Below are 17278 nucleotides of genomic sequence, written 5' to 3'. Positions count from 1 at the left end.
ACAAAAAAGCCACTACAAAAAATGTAGTGGCTTTTTCAAAATTATAAGAAATGGAAATTACTTAACCATCTCGTAGCTGCGTTTAATAAACTCGGTTAAAGCTTTACCTTTAAGTAAACCCTTAGATAACTTCGCCAAGTCAAGTGATTGATTAATCAATCGCTCTTTTTTCTTCGCTGTCTTTGTGTTTAGAAACTCATTAACCAGTGGGTGATTCGTATTAACGATTAGGTTGTACATATCTGGCATTGAACCCATACCGAACATACCACCGCCACCGCCGGTCTGTTGCATTTCTTTCATACGACGCATAAACTCAGGCTCAGTAATAGTGAACGGAGAAGAATCGCTATCCATAGCTTCTAATTGAACTGTAAAGCTCTTATCTGTAATTGCTTCTTCCAATTCTTTCTTCAAAGTCTCTTGTTCCTCCTCAGATAATTTAGAGATTTGAGTTTCTTCTTTTTGGATCAATTTATCAATATGATCAGCATCTACACGAGCAAAAGAAATATTCTCTTTAGAGCTTTCAAGCTTTTGCATTAAGTGACCGATAATTGGCGAATCTAATAACAATACTTCGTAACCTTTAGCCTTCGCAGTTTCAATATAACTGTGTTGTGCTTCTTTGTCAGATGCGTAAAGAATAACTGTTTTTCCGTCTTTATCTGTTTGTGTGTCTTTTATTTTCTCTTGTAACTCATCAAACGTAAAGTAAGAACCATCTACTGTTGGGTAAAGGGCGAATTTGTCAGCTTTGTCAAAGAATTTATCTTCAGAAAGCATTCCGTATTCAATTACAATTTTAATATCGTTCCACTTTGCTTCAAATTCAGCACGGTCATTTTTGAACAGTGAGCTCATCTTATCAGCAACCTTTCTGGTGATGTAAGAAGATATTTTCTTCACCGCACCATCAGCCTGTAAATACGAACGAGATACATTTAAAGGAATATCGGGAGAATCGATAACACCACGTAACATGGTCAAGAATTCTGGTACGATACCTTCAACATTGTCAGTTACGAATACCTGATTTTGGTACAATTGAATTTTATCTTTCTGCTGATTTAAATCGTTAGAAAGTTTTGGGAAATATAGAATACCAGTAAGGTTAAAAGGATAATCTACATTTAAATGAATATGAAACAAAGGCTCTTCGAACTGCATTGGGTAAAGCTCTCTGTAAAAACTCTTATAGTCTTCTGGCTTTAAATCTGCAGGTTGCTTTGTCCATGCTGGGTTAGGGTTGTTAATGATATTATCAACCTCTTTCGTAGGTGCAGGATCTTCTTCTTTTGCACCTTCAGGTTTTGGTAAGGTTTCAGTTTTCATTCCAAATTTGATCGGAATAGGCATGAACTTGTTATACTTACTTAAAAGCTCGTTTATTTTACCATCTTCTAAAAACTCGGTAGAATCATCTGCGATATGAAGAATGATTTCCGTACCACGCGTTTCTTTTTCTGCTGGTTCCATGATAAATTCTGGAGAACCGTCACATGACCAATGAACCGCTGGCTCATCTTTAAAACTCTTGGTGATAATCTCTACTTTATGGGCAACCATAAACGCAGAATAGAATCCAAGTCCAAAATGACCTATAATTCCTGAATCTTTAGCAGAGTCTTCATATTTATTCAAGAACTCTTCAGCACCAGAAAAAGCTACTTCATTAATATACTTCTTTACTTCTTCTTCTGTCATACCTAGACCTTGGTCAATAATATGCAGCTTCTTACCTTCTTTGTCTACTTTAACCTCAATAATAGGGTTACCATATTCAACCTTTGCCTCGCCAATAGTGGTCAAGTGCTTCATTTTTAAGGTTGCATCGGTTGCATTCGAAATTAACTCTCTTAGAAAAATTTCGTGATCACTGTACAAGAACTTCTTGATCAGTGGAAAAATGTTGTCTACGGACACATTAATTTTACCTGTTGCCATTTTTATATTTTTTATGCCACAGTTAGTGCGGCCATTATTAATAATGATTGTTCGTTGCTATTGGTCAAAAAAAATACCACAATAGCTTATTGTGACAAACTGACAGTTTATTGCCTTTAAAAGTTTAACATATATTTTTGTTTATGAAATATTGAAAAAAGTTAAACATAATGTATATTTGTATTGTGATTATGAAAAAGTGCTATGAAAAAGAATTTTAAGCATAATCACATGTTGATTATTTATTGGTTAGGTTGTTTTGAAAACGTGCTATTATTAAATAGCACGTTTTTGCTAAATAAAAGCTAATGTTTCATGAAAGCTTCTAACTATGAAATCTGCATCGTACCTTATATAAAAATAATTTGATATGCCTGCAAAAGCTAAAAAAGTAACAAAAGAGACGATTATAACAATGTTTATGGACTACGTTTTAGAAAACGAGAAGTTACCTAAAACAGTTTATAAATTTTGTAAAGTAAATGCTATTGAAGAATCAGATTTTTATCTTCATTTTGGATCAATAGATGCCATCAAGAAAGGTATTTGGAATACATTTTATATCAACACAGTTAGTGTGATAGAGAAAAATAAAGAATATCAAAATTTTACCAGTAGAGAAAAGATGCTTACGTTTTTCTATACCTTCTTTGAAGTATTGACATTGAATAGAAGCTATATATTATTTATAATGGATAGCGCTTCTGGTCCGTTTAAAAATATGGAACAGTTAAAAGGACTTAGAAAAAATATTAAGGAGTTTTCTAAGGGTTTGATTGCAGATGGAAATGCAGACAAGAATTTAAAAATCACGAAACACAATCCGCAATTGTTTTCAGAAGGGGCATGGTTACAGACTATGTTTTTAATGAATTTTTGGAAATCGGATGATTCTGCAGCATTTGAGAAAACAGATGTAGCTATTGAAAAATCTGTAAACACCATTTTCGATGTGTTTGATAACACACCTTTAGAGAATATTCTAGACTTCGGGAAATTTCTTTACAAGGAAACCTTTGCCTAATCTAACCCCTACGATTTGAAAACACTTGATAAAATACCTACCGGAAAAATAGAGCGTGCAAGCAAGCTGGTGAAAACCGGAGCAAAGATTGGTGGTAATTATGCCAAGTATTTAGGCAAGAAAATCATAAATCCAGACACGACTAAAGACGAATTGAACGAAGATAATGCCGCAGATATATATGATGGGTTAAAATCATTGAAGGGTAGTGCGCTTAAGGTTGCCCAGATGTTAAGTATGGAGAAAAATCTACTGCCTAATGCTTATGTAGAGAAGTTTTCTTTGTCACAATTTTCAGTACCCCCTTTATCGGCGCCATTAGTTAGAAAGACTTTTAAAAAGTATTTGGATAAATACCCAGAGGAAGTTTTTGATACATTCGATAAAGATTCTATAAATGCCGCTAGTATAGGTCAAGTACATAAAGCAACTAAGGACGGTAAAAATTTAGCGGTAAAAATTCAGTACCCAGGTGTAGCGCAAAGTATAAGTAGTGATTTGGCGATTGTGAAGCCTATTGCTATTCGTATGTTCAATCTTAAAGGAAAAGATTCAGATAAATATTTTAAGGAAGTTGAAAATAAACTAGTTGAAGAAACTGATTATATATTAGAAGTAACACAAAGTAAAGAGATTACAGAGGCATGTAAAGTAATACCGAATATAAAATTTCCAGAGTACTATACCGAGCTTTCTAGTGAACGTATTATTACGATGGATTGGATGACCGGTAAACACTTGAGTGAATTTACAAAAATTGGTTTTTCTCAAGCTACTGGTGATAAGTTAGGTCAAGCCCTGTGGGATTTCTACATGTTTCAAATTCACGGTTTAAGAAAAGTACATGCAGATCCGCATCCAGGTAATTTCTTGGTAAATGATAATGAAGAGCTTATTGCCATTGATTTTGGTTGCATTAAAGATGTGCCAGATTCCTTTTATGTACCTTATTTTGAATTGGCAAGACCAGAGGTGATTTTAAATGATGAGAAGTTTACAGAAAAACTATACGAGCTTGAAATACTGATGACTACAGATACTCCAGAAGAAATATTATTTTTTAAATCGATATTTCATCAATTGTTGAGTTTATTCACATCACCTTTTCATAAAGATGATTTTGATTTTGGCAATGAGGTATTTTGGGGTGAAATTGCAGCATTAGGAGAACAATTCTCTTCTGATAAGCAAATTAGAAAAATGAATGGAAATAGAGGTTCAAAGCACTTTTTGTATATGAACCGTACCTTCTTTGGTCTTTACAATCTTCTTCATGATTTAAAGGCAAATATTAAAGTAAACGATTACAAGAAATATTTGAATAAATAATTTCACACTCATTCTTATAATAGATGATTGTTATATTTTCAAATAGAATTCTTAATAGTTGTTTATATTGCAACACTAATTCTACCTGAGGTTTATCAGGATTAAAATATTACTATGTATAATTCAAAAATAATTGGCTTAGGTCATTATGTACCTGAAAACGTAGTGACAAACGATGATTTGTCTAAGGTAATGGAAACAAATGATGCTTGGATCCAAGAACGTACCGGTATAAAAGAGAGAAGGCATGTGGTAAAAGGTGATGGAGACACCACTACTACCATGGGTGTTAAGGCAGCTAAAATTGCCATTGAAAGAGCCGGTATTGATAAAGACGATATTGATTTTATCGTTTTTGCTACTTTGAGTCCCGATTATTATTTCCCTGGTCCTGGTGTATTGGTTCAAAGAGATTTAGGTATTAAAACTGTTGGTGCGTTAGATGTACGTAACCAATGTTCTGGTTTTGTGTATGCTATCTCTATTGCAGATCAGTATATAAAAACAGGTATGTACAAAAATGTACTTGTTATAGGTTCAGAACTTCACTCTCATGGCTTAGATATGACTACAAGAGGTAGGGGAGTTTCAGTAATTTTTGGTGATGGTGCCGGTGCGGCAGTTTTGACCAGAGAAGAAGATAACACTAAAGGTATATTGTCAACACATCTACATTCAGAAGGTCAGCATGCAGAAGAACTTTCTTTAATTGCACCTGGTATGGGTAATAGATGGGTAACCGATATCATTGAAGATAACGATCCTAATGACGAATCTTATTATCCGCATATGAATGGTCAATTTGTATTTAAAAATGCAGTTGTTCGTTTCAGTGAGGTTATTGTAGAAGGTTTGGAGAAAAATAAATTGAATGCAACCGATATTGATTTGTTGGTTCCGCATCAAGCCAACTTGAGAATATCTCAATTTATTCAAAAGAAATTTCAATTAAGTGATGACCAGGTTTTCAATAATATTATGAAATATGGTAACACTACAGCCGCATCTATTCCGATAGCACTTACAGAGGCATGGGAAGAAGGTAAAGTGAAAAGTGGAGACTTAGTAGTTTTAGCTGCATTTGGTAGTGGTTTTACCTGGGGCAGTGTCATCATTAGATGGTAAAATAAAGCACCCATAGTTTTGGCTATGGGTGCTATATAGATTTATTCAATAAGAAAAAACCAACCAATCTTCAATATTAAATATCCCTATATAAAGTAATAGACGCAATTAAGGTTCGATTGTTACTTGTTATAGCTAATTTCTCATTTTCAATATAATTTAAAGTAAACAGGAGGTTTAGAAAAGCTTTTAAAAGAAGAAACCCGAACATTCCAAAATGAATTGGAAGCCGGGCTTCAAATGCTGATAGGCTATACTAAACACTAACCATTAACTATAAACATATAGCGTTACCAACAATTTTTTTATACTTGTAGTGTATCTAACTTTACTAATAGACGAAATATTGCCCGATTAGTTACGGTTTATTTAATTTTTAACATTTTTTTATCATGAAAAAGACCCTAGTGTTCGGAGCCTCTTTAAAACCAAATCGATATAGCAATTTAGCGATACATAGACTTGTTGATTCGGGGGTTGAAACCTTAGCTTTTGGATTAAGAGAAGGTGAGGTTTCTGGTGTCAGTATCAATAACACTTTAGACAAAATTAGTGATATTCATACAATTACCCTATATATTAATCCAAAAAGACAAGAAGAATATTATAATAGTATTATTTCTTTGGCACCAAAACGAGTGATTTTTAATCCTGGAACGGAAAATCAGGAGTTTTATAAGCTATTGGAAAATAGCGGTATAGAGGTGGATGTAGCTTGTACCTTGGTACTTTTAGGTACTGGTCAATATTAAGTAATATCGTTAATACTGGCAACAGCCTTTTTTTTACGAATGAGCCATAATCCTACAAAGGTTAGCAGACCATTCAACGGTAAAAGTTCATAACCGAAGACATAACCACCAAAATAATCACTAGGTAGCTTCGCTAAAATGAGAATTATGGAGACGCAAACCAGAGCTACGATCCATACATATTTATCTTTTACTTGATGTTTGGTGAAAATTCCGAAAGAGAATAAACCTAGTAACGGTCCGTAAGTGTATGAGGCTACCGTTAATAATCCGTCGATTACATTTTTATCCAATATATATTTAAAAGAGATAACCACTAGAATTAACAGAACGCTCATGCCTACATGGGTCATTCTACGGGTCTTTTTTGCTACCTGTTCCGATTTCTTCTCTGTATCAAGAAAATCGATACAAAATGATGTGGTTAACGAGGTAAGTGCACTGTCTGCGCTACTGTAAGCGGCAGCGATTAAACCTAACATAAACGTAACTGCAACCGTTATGCCTAGACCACTGTTAAGGGCAATTTCGGGGAATAAAAGATCAGACTTCGGTGATCCGTCCATAAGTGGTAGCGCTATATTGTGTGCGTCTGCATAAATAAATAGCAATGCACCAAGAAGCATGAAAACAAAAGTAACAACAACCAGTACAATGCTAAAGCTGACCATATTTTTTTGAGCTTCACCTAAGTTTCTGCACGTTAAGTTCTTCTGCATCATATCTTGGTCAAGTCCCGTCATGCAAATAGTAATGAACATTCCGCCTAAAAACGATTTTACCAAATGGTTTTTAGAAGAAAGATCGTCAGTGAAAAAGGTTTTGCTATACTGACCTAATTCCGGAGAGTTTAGAAACTCAATGAAAGTCCAGTCCATCTTTTCCAATATAAAATAAATGGATAACCCCACAGATACCAACATAAACAAAGTTTGCAAGGTATCGGTCCAAACAATTGTTTTTATTCCGCCTTTAAAAGTATAAATCCAAATTAGTAATATGGATAGAATAACTGTAATTTCAAAAGGAACGTTCCAAGCATCGAATACGAATTGTTGCAGAACAATAGCTACTAGAAATAAACGAAAAGCAGCGCCAAGAACTCTTGAGATGAAAAATGAAATAGCGCCCACTTTATAACTTACAAAGCCAAATCTATCATCTAAATACTGATAAATAGAGGTTACATTCTGCTTGTAATAAATAGGGAGTAATACAAATGCGGTAACCATATACCCCAGAAAGTACCCAAAAACAACCTGCATGTAACTGAATTCAGAAGCCTTTACCCAGCCTGGTACAGAAATGAAGGTTACTCCAGATAAAGAGGCACCCACCATACCAAATGCAACTAAATACCATGGTGACTGTTTACCTGCCTTAAAAAAATCTTCATTAGAATCATTTTTGCCGGTGAAATATGAAATAATCAACAGCAAAACAAAGTAACCAGAGATTAAAAGTAAAATATGAGAGGCGTTCATGGTGTAAAATTTGCGGCAAATTACAAAAAGTTAAAGGAGCTTGTGAGATAACTTAAAATCTTGGAGCTTAATTTGAGAATACTTTAATTAAGAACTGATAAAGTTGGTTTACATTTTATTACCGATTTAATTTTGATACCTTTTCGAATATCAAATTCTAAATAAAAATAATTATGAATAAGGGGCATCTTTTGAAAAATAAAATCTTTTTAGGTTTACTGATTTTCGGCTTGCTATTAAGTAATGTTTTAAGTGGTCAAGAGAGTGTAGTTGCGGACAAGAAAATTGATAAGGCAGTCGGTAAGCTTTTGAAAGATAAAAAAATAAAAAATGCTTTTGAGGTAATTGATGCTATTGAGAATGAAACAGAACTTGATTTGATTGCGTTAACAGAAATTCCGGCTCCACCTTTTATGGAAGCTGAGAGGGCAGAAGCATTTAAGGAAATGTTTATGGAAGCAGGTTTAGATGAAGTTTCAATTGATGATGTAGGTAATGTTATAGCAATAAGAAAAGGAACGGTTGGGGATAAAATAGTTGTTTTAGATGCTCATTTAGATACCGTATTCCCAGAAGGGACAAATGTAAAAGTAGTAAAGAAAGGAGATACCTTGGTTGCACCTGGCGTTGGAGATGATACAAGAGGTTTAGCAATGTTACTAGCTATTTTTAAAGCTATGAAGAAAGCTGATGTCAGTACTGAGGCTGAAGTTTGGTTCGTTGGTTCTGTTGGTGAAGAAGGATTAGGAGATTTACGTGGAGTTAAGCATTTGTTCAGAGAAGGAGCTCAAAAAATTGATTCATGGATATCTATAGATGGTGGTACTGTTGGCAGAGTTAATAATGCAGGGTTAGGTTCTGTAAGGTATAAAGCGTTGTTTAAAGGAAAAGGAGGACATTCATGGGGTGCATTCGGATTGGCAAATCCGCATCATGCGCTTGGTTTTGCAATAAAGGAGTTTACTGAAAATGCTAAAGCATTTACTGATGAAGGAGCGAAGACAAGTTTTAATATAGGTAGAATAGGAGGAGGAACTTCGGTTAATTCTATTCCTTTTGAATCTTGGATGGAAGTTGATATGCGATCTGTTGATAGTGATCGATTAAAAGAAGTAGAAGCTATTTTTAAAGAATCTATGGAAACAGCTTTAAAGGCATATAATAATACAGGTATTGATGATGAAATATCATTAGAGCTTATAAAAATTGGCGATAGACCATCAGGCGAGCTTTCATTAGACACTCCTTTAGTGCAGCGTGCCATTAGTGCTACTAATTTATTTGGTTATAAGCCAAGTCTTACTAGGGGTTCTACAAATAGTAATATTCCTATTTCTATGGGTATACCAGCAATCACTATTGGTAGAGGTGGTATTGGCGGTGGTGCACATTCACTTCATGAATGGTGGTTAAATGAGAATGGTGCAGAAGCTATTAAATTGGCTATGTTGCTTACTGTTATTGAAGCTGGTTATGTAAAATAGCGGTTGTTTATAAAATCTTTCCAGTATTTTTCAAATGTTAAATAATTTTATGAAAACCGTAAGAGTTGATTTTCAAGTTTAGTTGTAAATTTATACCGACAAAAACTTATGGATTTCTCATCTAAATTATTGGAAAACGCAGTGTATGAAGTTTCGCAATTACCAGGTATTGGTAAGCGAACTGCATTACGTTTAGTATTACACTTATTAAAGCAGCCAGAGCAACGTACAGAAAATCTTTCTACATCTTTGGTAGATTTAAGAGGTAAAATTCAGTTTTGTGAAAATTGCCATAATATTTCAGATACAACAATGTGCGAAATATGTGCCAACCCTAAAAGAGATAGTGCATTAGTTTGTGTTGTTGAAGATATTAGAGATGTCATGGCAATTGAAAATACAGGTCAATTTAGAGGAAAGTACCATGTTCTTGGTGGTAAAATATCGCCTATGGAAGGCATTGGTCCACAGAATTTAAAAATAGGAACCTTAGTAGATAAAGTGAGAAAAGGCGTAATAAAGGAGTTGATTTTTGCGTTGAGTTCAACCATGGAAGGTGATACTACCAATTTTTATATCTTCAGACAGATAGAAGGGTTGGATGTTAAAACCTCTACAATAGCCAGAGGAATTGCCGTTGGTGATGAATTGGAATATGCAGATGAGGTTACTTTAGGAAGAAGTATTTTGAATAGAGTACCGTTTGAAGGCTCTTTGAGGCAAGATTAGTTCTTAAATTTCATGTAAATGTCAATAAAAAGGTATTTATTTTATTATTTTTGCAAAAAATATAAACAAAACAAGCTTTAAATTATCGATATGCCAAAATTTGAATTGAAACTACCACGTATGGGAGAGAGTGTTGCAGAAGCAACATTAACGTCATGGTTAAAAGAGGTAGGTGATACGATTGAAATGGACGAAGCCATTTTTGAAATTGCTACAGATAAGGTTGATAGTGAAGTGCCGAGTGAGGTTGATGGCGTTTTAATTGAAAAATGCTTTGATGTAGATGATATTGTCAAGGTAGGGCAAACAGTTGCAATTATTCAAGTTGGCGGTGATGTAGATGTAAGTGATGTTTCGAATACATCTAATGTAGTTGAGGAGGCAGAACCGGTTCTAGAAGAAATGGTTGCTGTAGCAGAATCAGCTGTTATGCATGCGAGAGCAGAAACATCTACCGTTCAGTTAAATGGAGATTCTGATCGATTCTATTCACCATTGGTTAAAAACATAGCAAAAGAAGAAGGTATTTCTTTTGAAGTTCTTGAGACTATTTCTGGAACAGGTAAAGATGGTAGAGTTACTAAAGATGATATTTTAAGTTACGTTAAAAACGGAGCTAGTAAGCCTGCTCAGCAAGTTGCCGCTCCAGAAAGAGTAGTAGTTCAAGATAGGGTAGAAGCGCCACAACCAGTTGCAGCTCCTGTAAAAGTGGCTGAACCAGAACCTACAGTATCTGTAAATTCGGCGCCGCCAGTTTCCAGAGTAAATACGCCGGAACCTGAAAAATCTAAAATGCAGGTTTCTCGTGGCGATGAGGTAATACCAATGACGAGAATGGGCAAGTTGATTGCCAAGCATATGAACGATAGTATTTCGACATCTGCACATGTTCAAAGTTTTATAGAAGTCGACGTAACCAATATTGTTACGTGGCGTAATAAGATAAAAGACGCGTTCTTTAAAAGTGAAGGGGAGAAATTTACGTTCACACCAATATTTATGGAAGCTGTTGCTAAGGCGCTAAAGAAATATCCGATGATGAATATTTCTGTAGATGGCGATACAGTTATTAAAAAGAAAAATATTAATATAGGTATGGCTGCTGCATTACCAGATGGTAACCTAATAGTTCCTGTTATAAAGAATGCAGACCAATTGAACCTTACAGGCATCGCTAAGGTTGTAAACGACTTGGCAAATCGTTCTAGAAACAATGCCTTAAAACCAGATGAGGTACAAGGCGGTACGTATACGGTTACTAATGTAGGTACCTTTGGTAGTGTATTTGGAACCCCAATAATCAATCAACCGCAAGTAGGTATTTTAGCCCTTGGTGCAATTAGAAAGATTCCTTCGGTAATAGAAACATCAGAAGGAGATGTAATCGCTATTCGTAGTAAAATGTACTTATCTCACAGTTATGATCATAGGGTTGTAAATGGTGCATTAGGTAGTATGTTCGCGAAAGCTGTTGCAGACTATTTAGAAGGTTGGGACGTTAACAGAGAAGTTTAGATTTATAAAACTTAAATATTTAAAAGTCCAACAATACGCTTTGTATTGTTGGACTTTTTTTGTGTATTGCATTGTTTTCTAGAGACTTAAAAAGTGTGCTTTATGTAAATTGGTATGCTAGTTGTGTTAAGATTTGTGAAGATATTTTAGTTTTTGTATTTCATAGTAAAAAATTATCAAGGGTAATTTTATGTGTCTAAAAAACGAAAGGGTATCTTTGTTAAAAGTTGAACACTTATGGAATTAAAGCTTACCAGACCTATTTGCTTCTTTGATTTAGAGACAACTGGGATCAATGTAGCAAAAGATCGTATTGTAGAAATTGCGATATTAAAAGTTTACCCTAACGGTAATAAAGAGAGTAAAACGTGGTTGGTTAATCCTGAAATGGTAATACCAGAAGAGGTAATTGCTGTTCATGGTATTACTAATGAAAAGGTTGCCAATGAACCAACATTCAAAGAACTTTCAAAAGAAATTTATAAGATTATAAAGGATAGTGATTTAGGCGGATTCAATTCTGACCGATTCGATATTCCCTTATTGGCAGAAGAATTATTGCGCTCAGATATAGATTTTGATATGAAAAATACGGTATCTGTAGATGTGCAGACCATTTTTCATAAGATGGAAAAACGTACGTTAGAAGCAGCATATAAATTCTATTGTGATAAAGATCTTTTAGATGCCCATAGTGCGGCGGCAGATACCAATGCTACTTACGAAGTGTTGCTTTCTCAGTTAGATAGGTATCCTGATCTTGAAAATAATATCAAAAAACTATCTGAATTCTCTAGAAGAAAGCAATCTGTAGATTTTGCAGGTTTTATAGCAATGGATGAAGAAGGAGAAGAAGTATTCTCTTTTGGTAAGCATAAAGGCAAAAAAGTACAAGCCGTTTTAGAAAAAGAACCGGGATATTTTGGTTGGATGCTAAATGCTGATTTTCCATTGTACACAAAAAAAATTCTTACTCAAATTAAACTGAGCAAACTCAATAATAAATTAGGTTAAAATGCGAATTTGTTTAGTATTGTTTTTATTGATATTGGGTGTTGGTCATGCACAAGAAGTTTTGGTCGAAGGTCATGTATATGATGACAAATCAAAAACTGCAGTACCATATGCCAACATAAGTTTTCTTAAAACTTTAAAGGGAACATCAAGTGATGAAGAAGGGTATTTTTATATAGATGTCCCTGAATCGTATTTGGAACGCGATGTACATATTTCAGCATTAGGCTTTAAAGACACCATAATGTCTGCTAGGGTTATTTCTGAAAAGAAGAAAATATACATGAAAGAAGAAACCTTCGAGCTTGAAGAAGTGGTAGTTTCTCAGAGTTTAGGAGATTCTCAGGTGTTGAATCCTGTGAGTTCTTATAGTATTAAAAGTGGATTCTCTTCTGCAGAAACCCCATGGGTACTGGCATTGTATTTTCCTAACATAGGGGCAGCTAAAAAATATATAGAGAAAATAACCATTCATGTGCAGCAGAATAGCAAGTTCAAAAGAGCTTCGTCAAAATTTAGACTAAGAGTATATGATGTGGATAAAAAGACCAAGAAGCCCAATCATGATTTAATACGTAAGAGTATCATTTTAGAGAGTTCTACAAATGAAGATTATGTTTCTATAGATCTTTCAAGTATGGGTATTAGAATGCCAGATGAAGGAGTTTATATCGGATTAGAGTGGATATTTCTACCTTATAATTGGTATACGAATACCTTTAAACATGCTATTACAAATAAGAACGTTGTGGAAGATCGCTTTGCGCCTACCTTTGCCGCTGTATATCAAAAGAACCAAAATTTTAAGACGATGGTTTATGGTATGGGTGAATGGACAGATTTTGCAATAAAAGCGCCAGGTAACAATGAAAATTTAATACCAGCGATTAGTCTTAAATTGTCAAAGAAAAAATAAGGTAATATGAAGATTATATGTATCGGCAGAAATTATACTGCACATATCGATGAGCTTAAGAATGAAAGACCGGAAGAGCCGGTAGTTTTTATAAAACCAGATTCATCAGTATTACCAAAACAACAAGATTTTTATATACCCGAATTTTCTGATAATTTACATTATGAAGTAGAGGTTTTGGTGAAAATCAAAAAAGTAGGTAAACATATTAGTAAAGAGTTTGCACCTACCTATTATGATGAAATAGGGTTGGGTATAGATTTTACGGCAAGAGATTTACAATCTAAATTAAAAGAAAAGGGGTTGCCTTGGGAAAAAGCTAAAGGATTTGATGGTGCTGCAGTGATAGGGGAGTGGCTTCCAAAAACTGATTTTAAAGACATTAATAACCTTAATTTTAAGCTGTTAAAGAACGATGAGATCGTTCAAGAAGGTAATACCAGTTTTATGCTTTGGAAGATAGATGAAATAATTGCTTATGTTTCAACGTTCTTTATGTTGAAAAAAGGAGACATTATTTTTACTGGAACACCTGCCGGTGTTGGGAAAATAAGTCCAAATGACTATCTTACGGGTAGTTTGGAAGACAAAGAGCTTTTTACTTTAAAAATTAAGTAATGATTTATAACCTGGATAAGATTAATGAGATGGCAGAGGGGGATCAGGATTTTATAAATTCTGTTATTTCTGTTTTTTTGGAAGAAGTGCCTGAAGATTTAGAAGCTTTAGAAAAAGCTCTTCAAGAAAAAGACCATGATCAAGTATATAAACTTGCGCATAAAATAAAGCCAAACGTAGATTTGCTCGGAATGGAGCAAACACGGGCCATAGCCTTGGAGTTAGAAACTTTAGGTAAGCAAGAAGCTAATATGGCAGAGATTGAAAAGAGATTTCCAATGCTGAAGACCGATATCAATCAGGTTGTGGCAGAATTAAAAAATGACTTCCAGTTATAATGCTTGCAGAAATTATTACCATTGGCGATGAAATCCTCATCGGTCAAGTTATTGATACCAACTCTGCATTTATTGGTAAAGAGTTAAATAAGATTGGTATTTCAGTTTATCAAATCACCTCTATTCAAGATGAGCGTACACATTTATTAAAAGCTTTTAAAGATGCTTCAGAACGCGTAGATGTAGTTATAATTACTGGTGGTTTAGGTCCTACAAAAGATGATATTACCAAACATACCCTATGTGAGTTCTTCAATGATGAGCTTGTAGAGAATGCCGATGTATTGGCACATGTAGAAGAATTGTTTGCGAAATACATTAGTAATACTCCAATATCAGATATTAATCGAATGCAAGCTTTGGTACCGAGTAGGGCAGAAGTATTGCATAATGCGAATGGTACCGCCCCTGGTATGTTAATTAGGGAAAATGAAGTAACATTCATCTCAATGCCCGGTGTGCCTTTTGAAATGAAGCACCTAATGACAGAATCTGTGATTCCTAAATTGGCAGCTTATTATAAAAGACCACATATTATCCATAGAACAATAGTTACTTATGGTATGGGAGAAAGTGCAATTGCAAAGCGTATTGAAGATTGGGAAGATAACCTGCCTTCTAACATTAAATTAGCCTATTTGCCCAATTTGGGTAAGGTAAGGTTGCGATTATCTGGTAAATCGGCTGATTATGAAGAATTGGCGGCTGCAATGGATACGGAATGTGATAAATTATATCCGCTAATCAATGATATTATATTCGGGCTCGAAGATGATGAGAGTTTAGAAGAGATTGTAGCTAAATTATTGACCGATAAAAATTTAACTTTGTCTACAGCAGAGAGTTTTACAGGAGGCAAAATCGCAGAGAAAATTACGTCGATTCCTGGTGCTTCTAATTATTTTAAAGGTTCTGTGGTCAGTTATGCCACCGAAGCTAAAATTAATGTTTTGAAGGTACCTGAAGAGTTAGTTGATAAATATTCTGTGGTTAGTGCAGAAGTAGCAACTGCAATGGCGAAAGGAGCAAAAGAATTGCTAAAAACCGATTATGCAATAGCTACAACTGGTAATGCAGGACCTACAAAAGGAGATTCAAAAGCAGAGGTAGGAACGGTATTTATAGCGATCGATGGACCGAAGTCGAAATTTGTACAAGAATTTCAAATGGGAAGCACCCGAGAGAGGGTTGTGGAAAAGTCTGTAAATAAGGCTTTTGAGCTTCTTCAAAAAGAAATTTTAAAAATGTGATCTTTATTGTTGTTGGAACGATAAAAAAGATATAAATTTGCACCCTGTTTAAAAGAAAAAGTCAGCACGATGTCAAAAGTATGTGAAATTACGGGGAAGAAGGCGATGTTTGGAAACAATGTTTCGTTTTCAATTAATAAAACGAGAAGAAGATTTGATGTAAATCTATCTAAAAAGCGTTTCTACATTCCTGAAGAAGACCGTTGGATTACTATTAAAGTTTCTACCAGAGCTTTAAAGAGTATCAATAAAAAAGGAATATCTGCTGTTTTGAAAGAAGCAAAAGCAAAAGGATTCGTTATTAAGTAATCTGGAAAATAGAGCATTAAGATGGCAAAGAAAGGTAATAGAATACAAGTTATATTAGAATGCACAGAGCATAAAGAATCTGGTCAACCAGGTACTTCAAGATATATCACAACAAAAAATAAGAAGAACACTCCAGAGAGATTGGAAATTAAAAAATTCAATCCTATTCTTAAGAGAATGACCCTTCATAAAGAAATTAAATAGATTCTTTCTTTAAAAGAATCACTAAAAACATAAGACATGGCTAAGAAGACCGTAGCAAGTTTACAGACAAGTTCTAAAAGATTGACAAAAGCTATAAAAATGGTTAAGTCACCAAAATCAGGTGCTTACGTTTTTGTAGAACAAGTTATGCCACCAGAATTGGTAGATGCTTGGATTGCCAAGAAATAAGAAATACAACTTTTAGTTGTTATTGAGCCCCTTTCATACGAAAGGGGCTTTTTAATTTTTTATATTTGACTAACCATAGGATGAACAATGAGCTTATTTAAAAAAATATTTTCTTCTCAGAAAAAAGAAACCTTAGATAAAGGTTTGGAAAAAACTAAAACCAGCTTCTTTTCGAAGTTAGGTAAAGCGGTTGCCGGTAAGTCTAAGGTAGATGATGACGTTTTAGATAATCTTGAAGAAGTATTGGTTTCTTCAGATGTTGGTGTAGATACTACCTTAAAGATTATACAAAGAATAGAGGCAAGGGTTGCTCGCGATAAGTATGTTGGTACCGATGAGCTTAATACTATTTTAAGAGCTGAAATAGCTGGTCTACTTTCAGAGACTAACGATAGTGACACTGGCGATATTCAAATACCAAAAGATAAAAAGCCATACGTAATAATGGTAGTTGGTGTAAATGGTGTTGGTAAGACAACAACTATTGGGAAATTGGCTTATCGTTTTAAAAATCAAGGTTTAAAAGTAGTTCTTGGTGCAGCCGATACATTTAGAGCGGCTGCAATAGATCAATTACAAGTATGGGCTGATCGTGTAGATGTGCCTATAGTAAAACAACAAATGGGTAGTGATCCTGCTTCTGTTGCCTTTGACACTTTGAGTTCTGCCGTTACCCAAGATGCCGATGTAGTTATTATTGATACAGCTGGGCGTTTGCATAATAAGGTGAATCTAATGAATGAGTTGACCAAGGTTAAACGTGTAATGCAGAAGGTAGTTGAAGATACGCCGCATGAAGTATTATTGGTGTTAGATGGTTCTACTGGGCAAAATGCATTTGAACAGGCAAAACAGTTTACAAAAGCTACGGAAGTAACTGCCTTAGCTATCACCAAATTAGATGGAACGGCAAAAGGTGGTGTTGTTATCGGAATTTCTGATCAATTCAAAATTCCAGTGAAGTATATTGGTGTAGGTGAAGGTATCGAAGATTTACAGGCATTCAATAAGCACGAGTTTGTAGATTCATTCTTTAAAATTTAAAATTGAG

At 34.5% G+C, this 17278-nt stretch carries 18 protein-coding genes; 16 read left to right on the top strand and 2 right to left on the bottom strand.

Annotation, left to right across the window (positions count from 1 at the left end):
- Positions 1 to 57: 57 nt before the first annotated feature.
- Positions 58 to 1947 (bottom strand): molecular chaperone HtpG, encoded by a 1890-nt coding sequence (htpG, locus tag Q0871_RS13525; protein WP_299324710.1) that lies wholly within the window; start codon positions 1945 to 1947, stop codon positions 58 to 60.
- A 370-nt stretch (positions 1948 to 2317) separates the two neighbouring features.
- Here htpG and Q0871_RS13520 point away from each other — a divergent pair, with 370 nt between their 5' ends.
- The 4 genes from Q0871_RS13520 to Q0871_RS13505 all read left to right on the top strand — a co-directional run bounded on the left by Q0871_RS13520 (position 2318) and on the right by Q0871_RS13505 (position 6177).
- A complete protein-coding gene (locus Q0871_RS13520; RefSeq protein WP_299324708.1) occupies positions 2318 to 2971 on the top strand; it encodes a TetR family transcriptional regulator C-terminal domain-containing protein in 654 nt (217 codons plus the stop codon).
- Positions 2972 to 2986: 15 nt separating this feature from the next.
- Positions 2987 to 4300 (top strand): AarF/UbiB family protein, encoded by a 1314-nt coding sequence (locus Q0871_RS13515; RefSeq protein ID WP_299324705.1) that lies wholly within the window; start codon positions 2987 to 2989, stop codon positions 4298 to 4300.
- Between the two features lie 114 nt (positions 4301 to 4414).
- On the top strand, positions 4415 to 5425 hold the full coding sequence (locus tag Q0871_RS13510; protein ID WP_299324704.1) for a 3-oxoacyl-ACP synthase III family protein: 1011 nt from the start codon (positions 4415 to 4417) through the stop codon (positions 5423 to 5425).
- Between the two features lie 392 nt (positions 5426 to 5817).
- Positions 5818 to 6177: a CoA-binding protein gene (locus Q0871_RS13505; protein ID WP_299324701.1), complete on the top strand. Its 360-nt coding sequence runs from the start codon at positions 5818 to 5820 to the stop codon at positions 6175 to 6177.
- Here the strand turns inward: Q0871_RS13505 and Q0871_RS13500 are convergent.
- Positions 6174 to 7661: a sodium:solute symporter gene (locus Q0871_RS13500; RefSeq protein WP_299324698.1), complete on the bottom strand. Its 1488-nt coding sequence runs from the start codon at positions 7659 to 7661 to the stop codon at positions 6174 to 6176. The genes Q0871_RS13505 and Q0871_RS13500 overlap by 4 nt on opposite strands.
- Before the next feature lie 173 nt (positions 7662 to 7834).
- Between Q0871_RS13500 and Q0871_RS13495 the strand changes: the two genes are divergently transcribed.
- The 12 genes from Q0871_RS13495 (at position 7835) to ftsY (ending at position 17271) form a co-directional block, all read left to right on the top strand.
- Positions 7835 to 9145: a M20/M25/M40 family metallo-hydrolase gene (locus Q0871_RS13495; protein ID WP_299324696.1), complete on the top strand. Its 1311-nt coding sequence runs from the start codon at positions 7835 to 7837 to the stop codon at positions 9143 to 9145.
- 108 nt (positions 9146 to 9253) lie between these two features.
- Positions 9254 to 9874, top strand: coding sequence for a recombination mediator RecR (gene recR, locus Q0871_RS13490; protein ID WP_299324693.1), 621 nt, complete (start codon positions 9254 to 9256; stop codon positions 9872 to 9874).
- A gap of 90 nt (positions 9875 to 9964) precedes the next feature.
- The gene (locus tag Q0871_RS13485; RefSeq protein WP_299324690.1) at positions 9965 to 11389 is read left to right on the top strand and encodes a dihydrolipoamide acetyltransferase family protein; all 1425 of its coding nucleotides are present in this window, start codon (positions 9965 to 9967) and stop codon (positions 11387 to 11389) included.
- Between the two features lie 237 nt (positions 11390 to 11626).
- Positions 11627 to 12403 (top strand): 3'-5' exonuclease, encoded by a 777-nt coding sequence (locus Q0871_RS13480; protein WP_299324687.1) that lies wholly within the window; start codon positions 11627 to 11629, stop codon positions 12401 to 12403.
- A gap of 1 nt (position 12404) precedes the next feature.
- Complete coding sequence (locus Q0871_RS13475) at positions 12405 to 13319, top strand: carboxypeptidase-like regulatory domain-containing protein (RefSeq protein WP_299324684.1); 915 nt, start codon at positions 12405 to 12407, stop codon at positions 13317 to 13319.
- A gap of 6 nt (positions 13320 to 13325) precedes the next feature.
- Complete coding sequence (locus Q0871_RS13470) at positions 13326 to 13937, top strand: fumarylacetoacetate hydrolase family protein (protein WP_299324681.1); 612 nt, start codon at positions 13326 to 13328, stop codon at positions 13935 to 13937.
- The gene (locus Q0871_RS13465; RefSeq protein ID WP_276472628.1) at positions 13937 to 14275 is read left to right on the top strand and encodes an Hpt domain-containing protein; all 339 of its coding nucleotides are present in this window, start codon (positions 13937 to 13939) and stop codon (positions 14273 to 14275) included. The genes Q0871_RS13470 and Q0871_RS13465 overlap by 1 nt, the downstream gene beginning before the upstream one ends.
- On the top strand, positions 14275 to 15525 hold the full coding sequence (locus Q0871_RS13460) for a competence/damage-inducible protein A (protein WP_299324674.1): 1251 nt from the start codon (positions 14275 to 14277) through the stop codon (positions 15523 to 15525). Before Q0871_RS13465 ends, Q0871_RS13460 begins: the two co-directional genes overlap by 1 nt.
- A gap of 69 nt (positions 15526 to 15594) precedes the next feature.
- Positions 15595 to 15834: a 50S ribosomal protein L28 gene (gene rpmB, locus Q0871_RS13455; RefSeq protein ID WP_027067806.1), complete on the top strand. Its 240-nt coding sequence runs from the start codon at positions 15595 to 15597 to the stop codon at positions 15832 to 15834.
- Positions 15835 to 15855: 21 nt separating this feature from the next.
- On the top strand, positions 15856 to 16038 hold the full coding sequence (gene rpmG, locus Q0871_RS13450) for a 50S ribosomal protein L33 (protein ID WP_027067805.1): 183 nt from the start codon (positions 15856 to 15858) through the stop codon (positions 16036 to 16038).
- A gap of 36 nt (positions 16039 to 16074) precedes the next feature.
- Positions 16075 to 16227: a DUF4295 domain-containing protein gene (locus Q0871_RS13445; RefSeq protein WP_071340023.1), complete on the top strand. Its 153-nt coding sequence runs from the start codon at positions 16075 to 16077 to the stop codon at positions 16225 to 16227.
- 87 nt (positions 16228 to 16314) lie between these two features.
- Positions 16315 to 17271: a signal recognition particle-docking protein FtsY gene (gene ftsY / locus Q0871_RS13440; RefSeq protein ID WP_299324657.1), complete on the top strand. Its 957-nt coding sequence runs from the start codon at positions 16315 to 16317 to the stop codon at positions 17269 to 17271.
- Positions 17272 to 17278: the final 7 nt, after the last annotated feature.

Origin of the sequence: uncultured Maribacter sp. (assembly GCF_947500985.1) — a bacterium.
Classification (GTDB): domain Bacteria; phylum Bacteroidota; class Bacteroidia; order Flavobacteriales; family Flavobacteriaceae; genus Maribacter.
Note: the sequence above shows the minus strand (reverse complement) of the source record. Positions and strands in the feature narration are given on the sequence as shown.

Excerpts from the sequence above, each read along its gene's own strand:
- htpG (WP_299324710.1), bottom strand. The coding sequence starts at position 1,947 with ATGGCAACAGGTAAAATTAATGTGTCCGTAGACAACATTTTTCCACTG.
- Q0871_RS13520 (WP_299324708.1), top strand. The coding sequence starts at position 2,318 with ATGCCTGCAAAAGCTAAAAAAGTAACAAAAGAGACGATTATAACAATG.
- Q0871_RS13510 (WP_299324704.1), top strand. The coding sequence starts at position 4,415 with ATGTATAATTCAAAAATAATTGGCTTAGGTCATTATGTACCTGAAAAC.
- Q0871_RS13505 (WP_299324701.1), top strand. The coding sequence starts at position 5,818 with ATGAAAAAGACCCTAGTGTTCGGAGCCTCTTTAAAACCAAATCGATAT.
- Q0871_RS13500 (WP_299324698.1), bottom strand. The coding sequence starts at position 7,661 with ATGAACGCCTCTCATATTTTACTTTTAATCTCTGGTTACTTTGTTTTG.
- Q0871_RS13495 (WP_299324696.1), top strand. The coding sequence starts at position 7,835 with ATGAATAAGGGGCATCTTTTGAAAAATAAAATCTTTTTAGGTTTACTG.
- recR (WP_299324693.1), top strand. The coding sequence starts at position 9,254 with ATGGATTTCTCATCTAAATTATTGGAAAACGCAGTGTATGAAGTTTCG.
- Q0871_RS13485 (WP_299324690.1), top strand. The coding sequence starts at position 9,965 with ATGCCAAAATTTGAATTGAAACTACCACGTATGGGAGAGAGTGTTGCA.
- Q0871_RS13480 (WP_299324687.1), top strand. The coding sequence starts at position 11,627 with ATGGAATTAAAGCTTACCAGACCTATTTGCTTCTTTGATTTAGAGACA.
- Q0871_RS13475 (WP_299324684.1), top strand. The coding sequence starts at position 12,405 with ATGCGAATTTGTTTAGTATTGTTTTTATTGATATTGGGTGTTGGTCAT.
- Q0871_RS13470 (WP_299324681.1), top strand. The coding sequence starts at position 13,326 with ATGAAGATTATATGTATCGGCAGAAATTATACTGCACATATCGATGAG.
- Q0871_RS13465 (WP_276472628.1), top strand. The coding sequence starts at position 13,937 with ATGATTTATAACCTGGATAAGATTAATGAGATGGCAGAGGGGGATCAG.
- Q0871_RS13460 (WP_299324674.1), top strand. The coding sequence starts at position 14,275 with ATGCTTGCAGAAATTATTACCATTGGCGATGAAATCCTCATCGGTCAA.
- rpmB (WP_027067806.1), top strand. The coding sequence starts at position 15,595 with ATGTCAAAAGTATGTGAAATTACGGGGAAGAAGGCGATGTTTGGAAAC.
- rpmG (WP_027067805.1), top strand. The coding sequence starts at position 15,856 with ATGGCAAAGAAAGGTAATAGAATACAAGTTATATTAGAATGCACAGAG.
- Q0871_RS13445 (WP_071340023.1), top strand. The coding sequence starts at position 16,075 with ATGGCTAAGAAGACCGTAGCAAGTTTACAGACAAGTTCTAAAAGATTG.
- ftsY (WP_299324657.1), top strand. The coding sequence starts at position 16,315 with ATGAGCTTATTTAAAAAAATATTTTCTTCTCAGAAAAAAGAAACCTTA.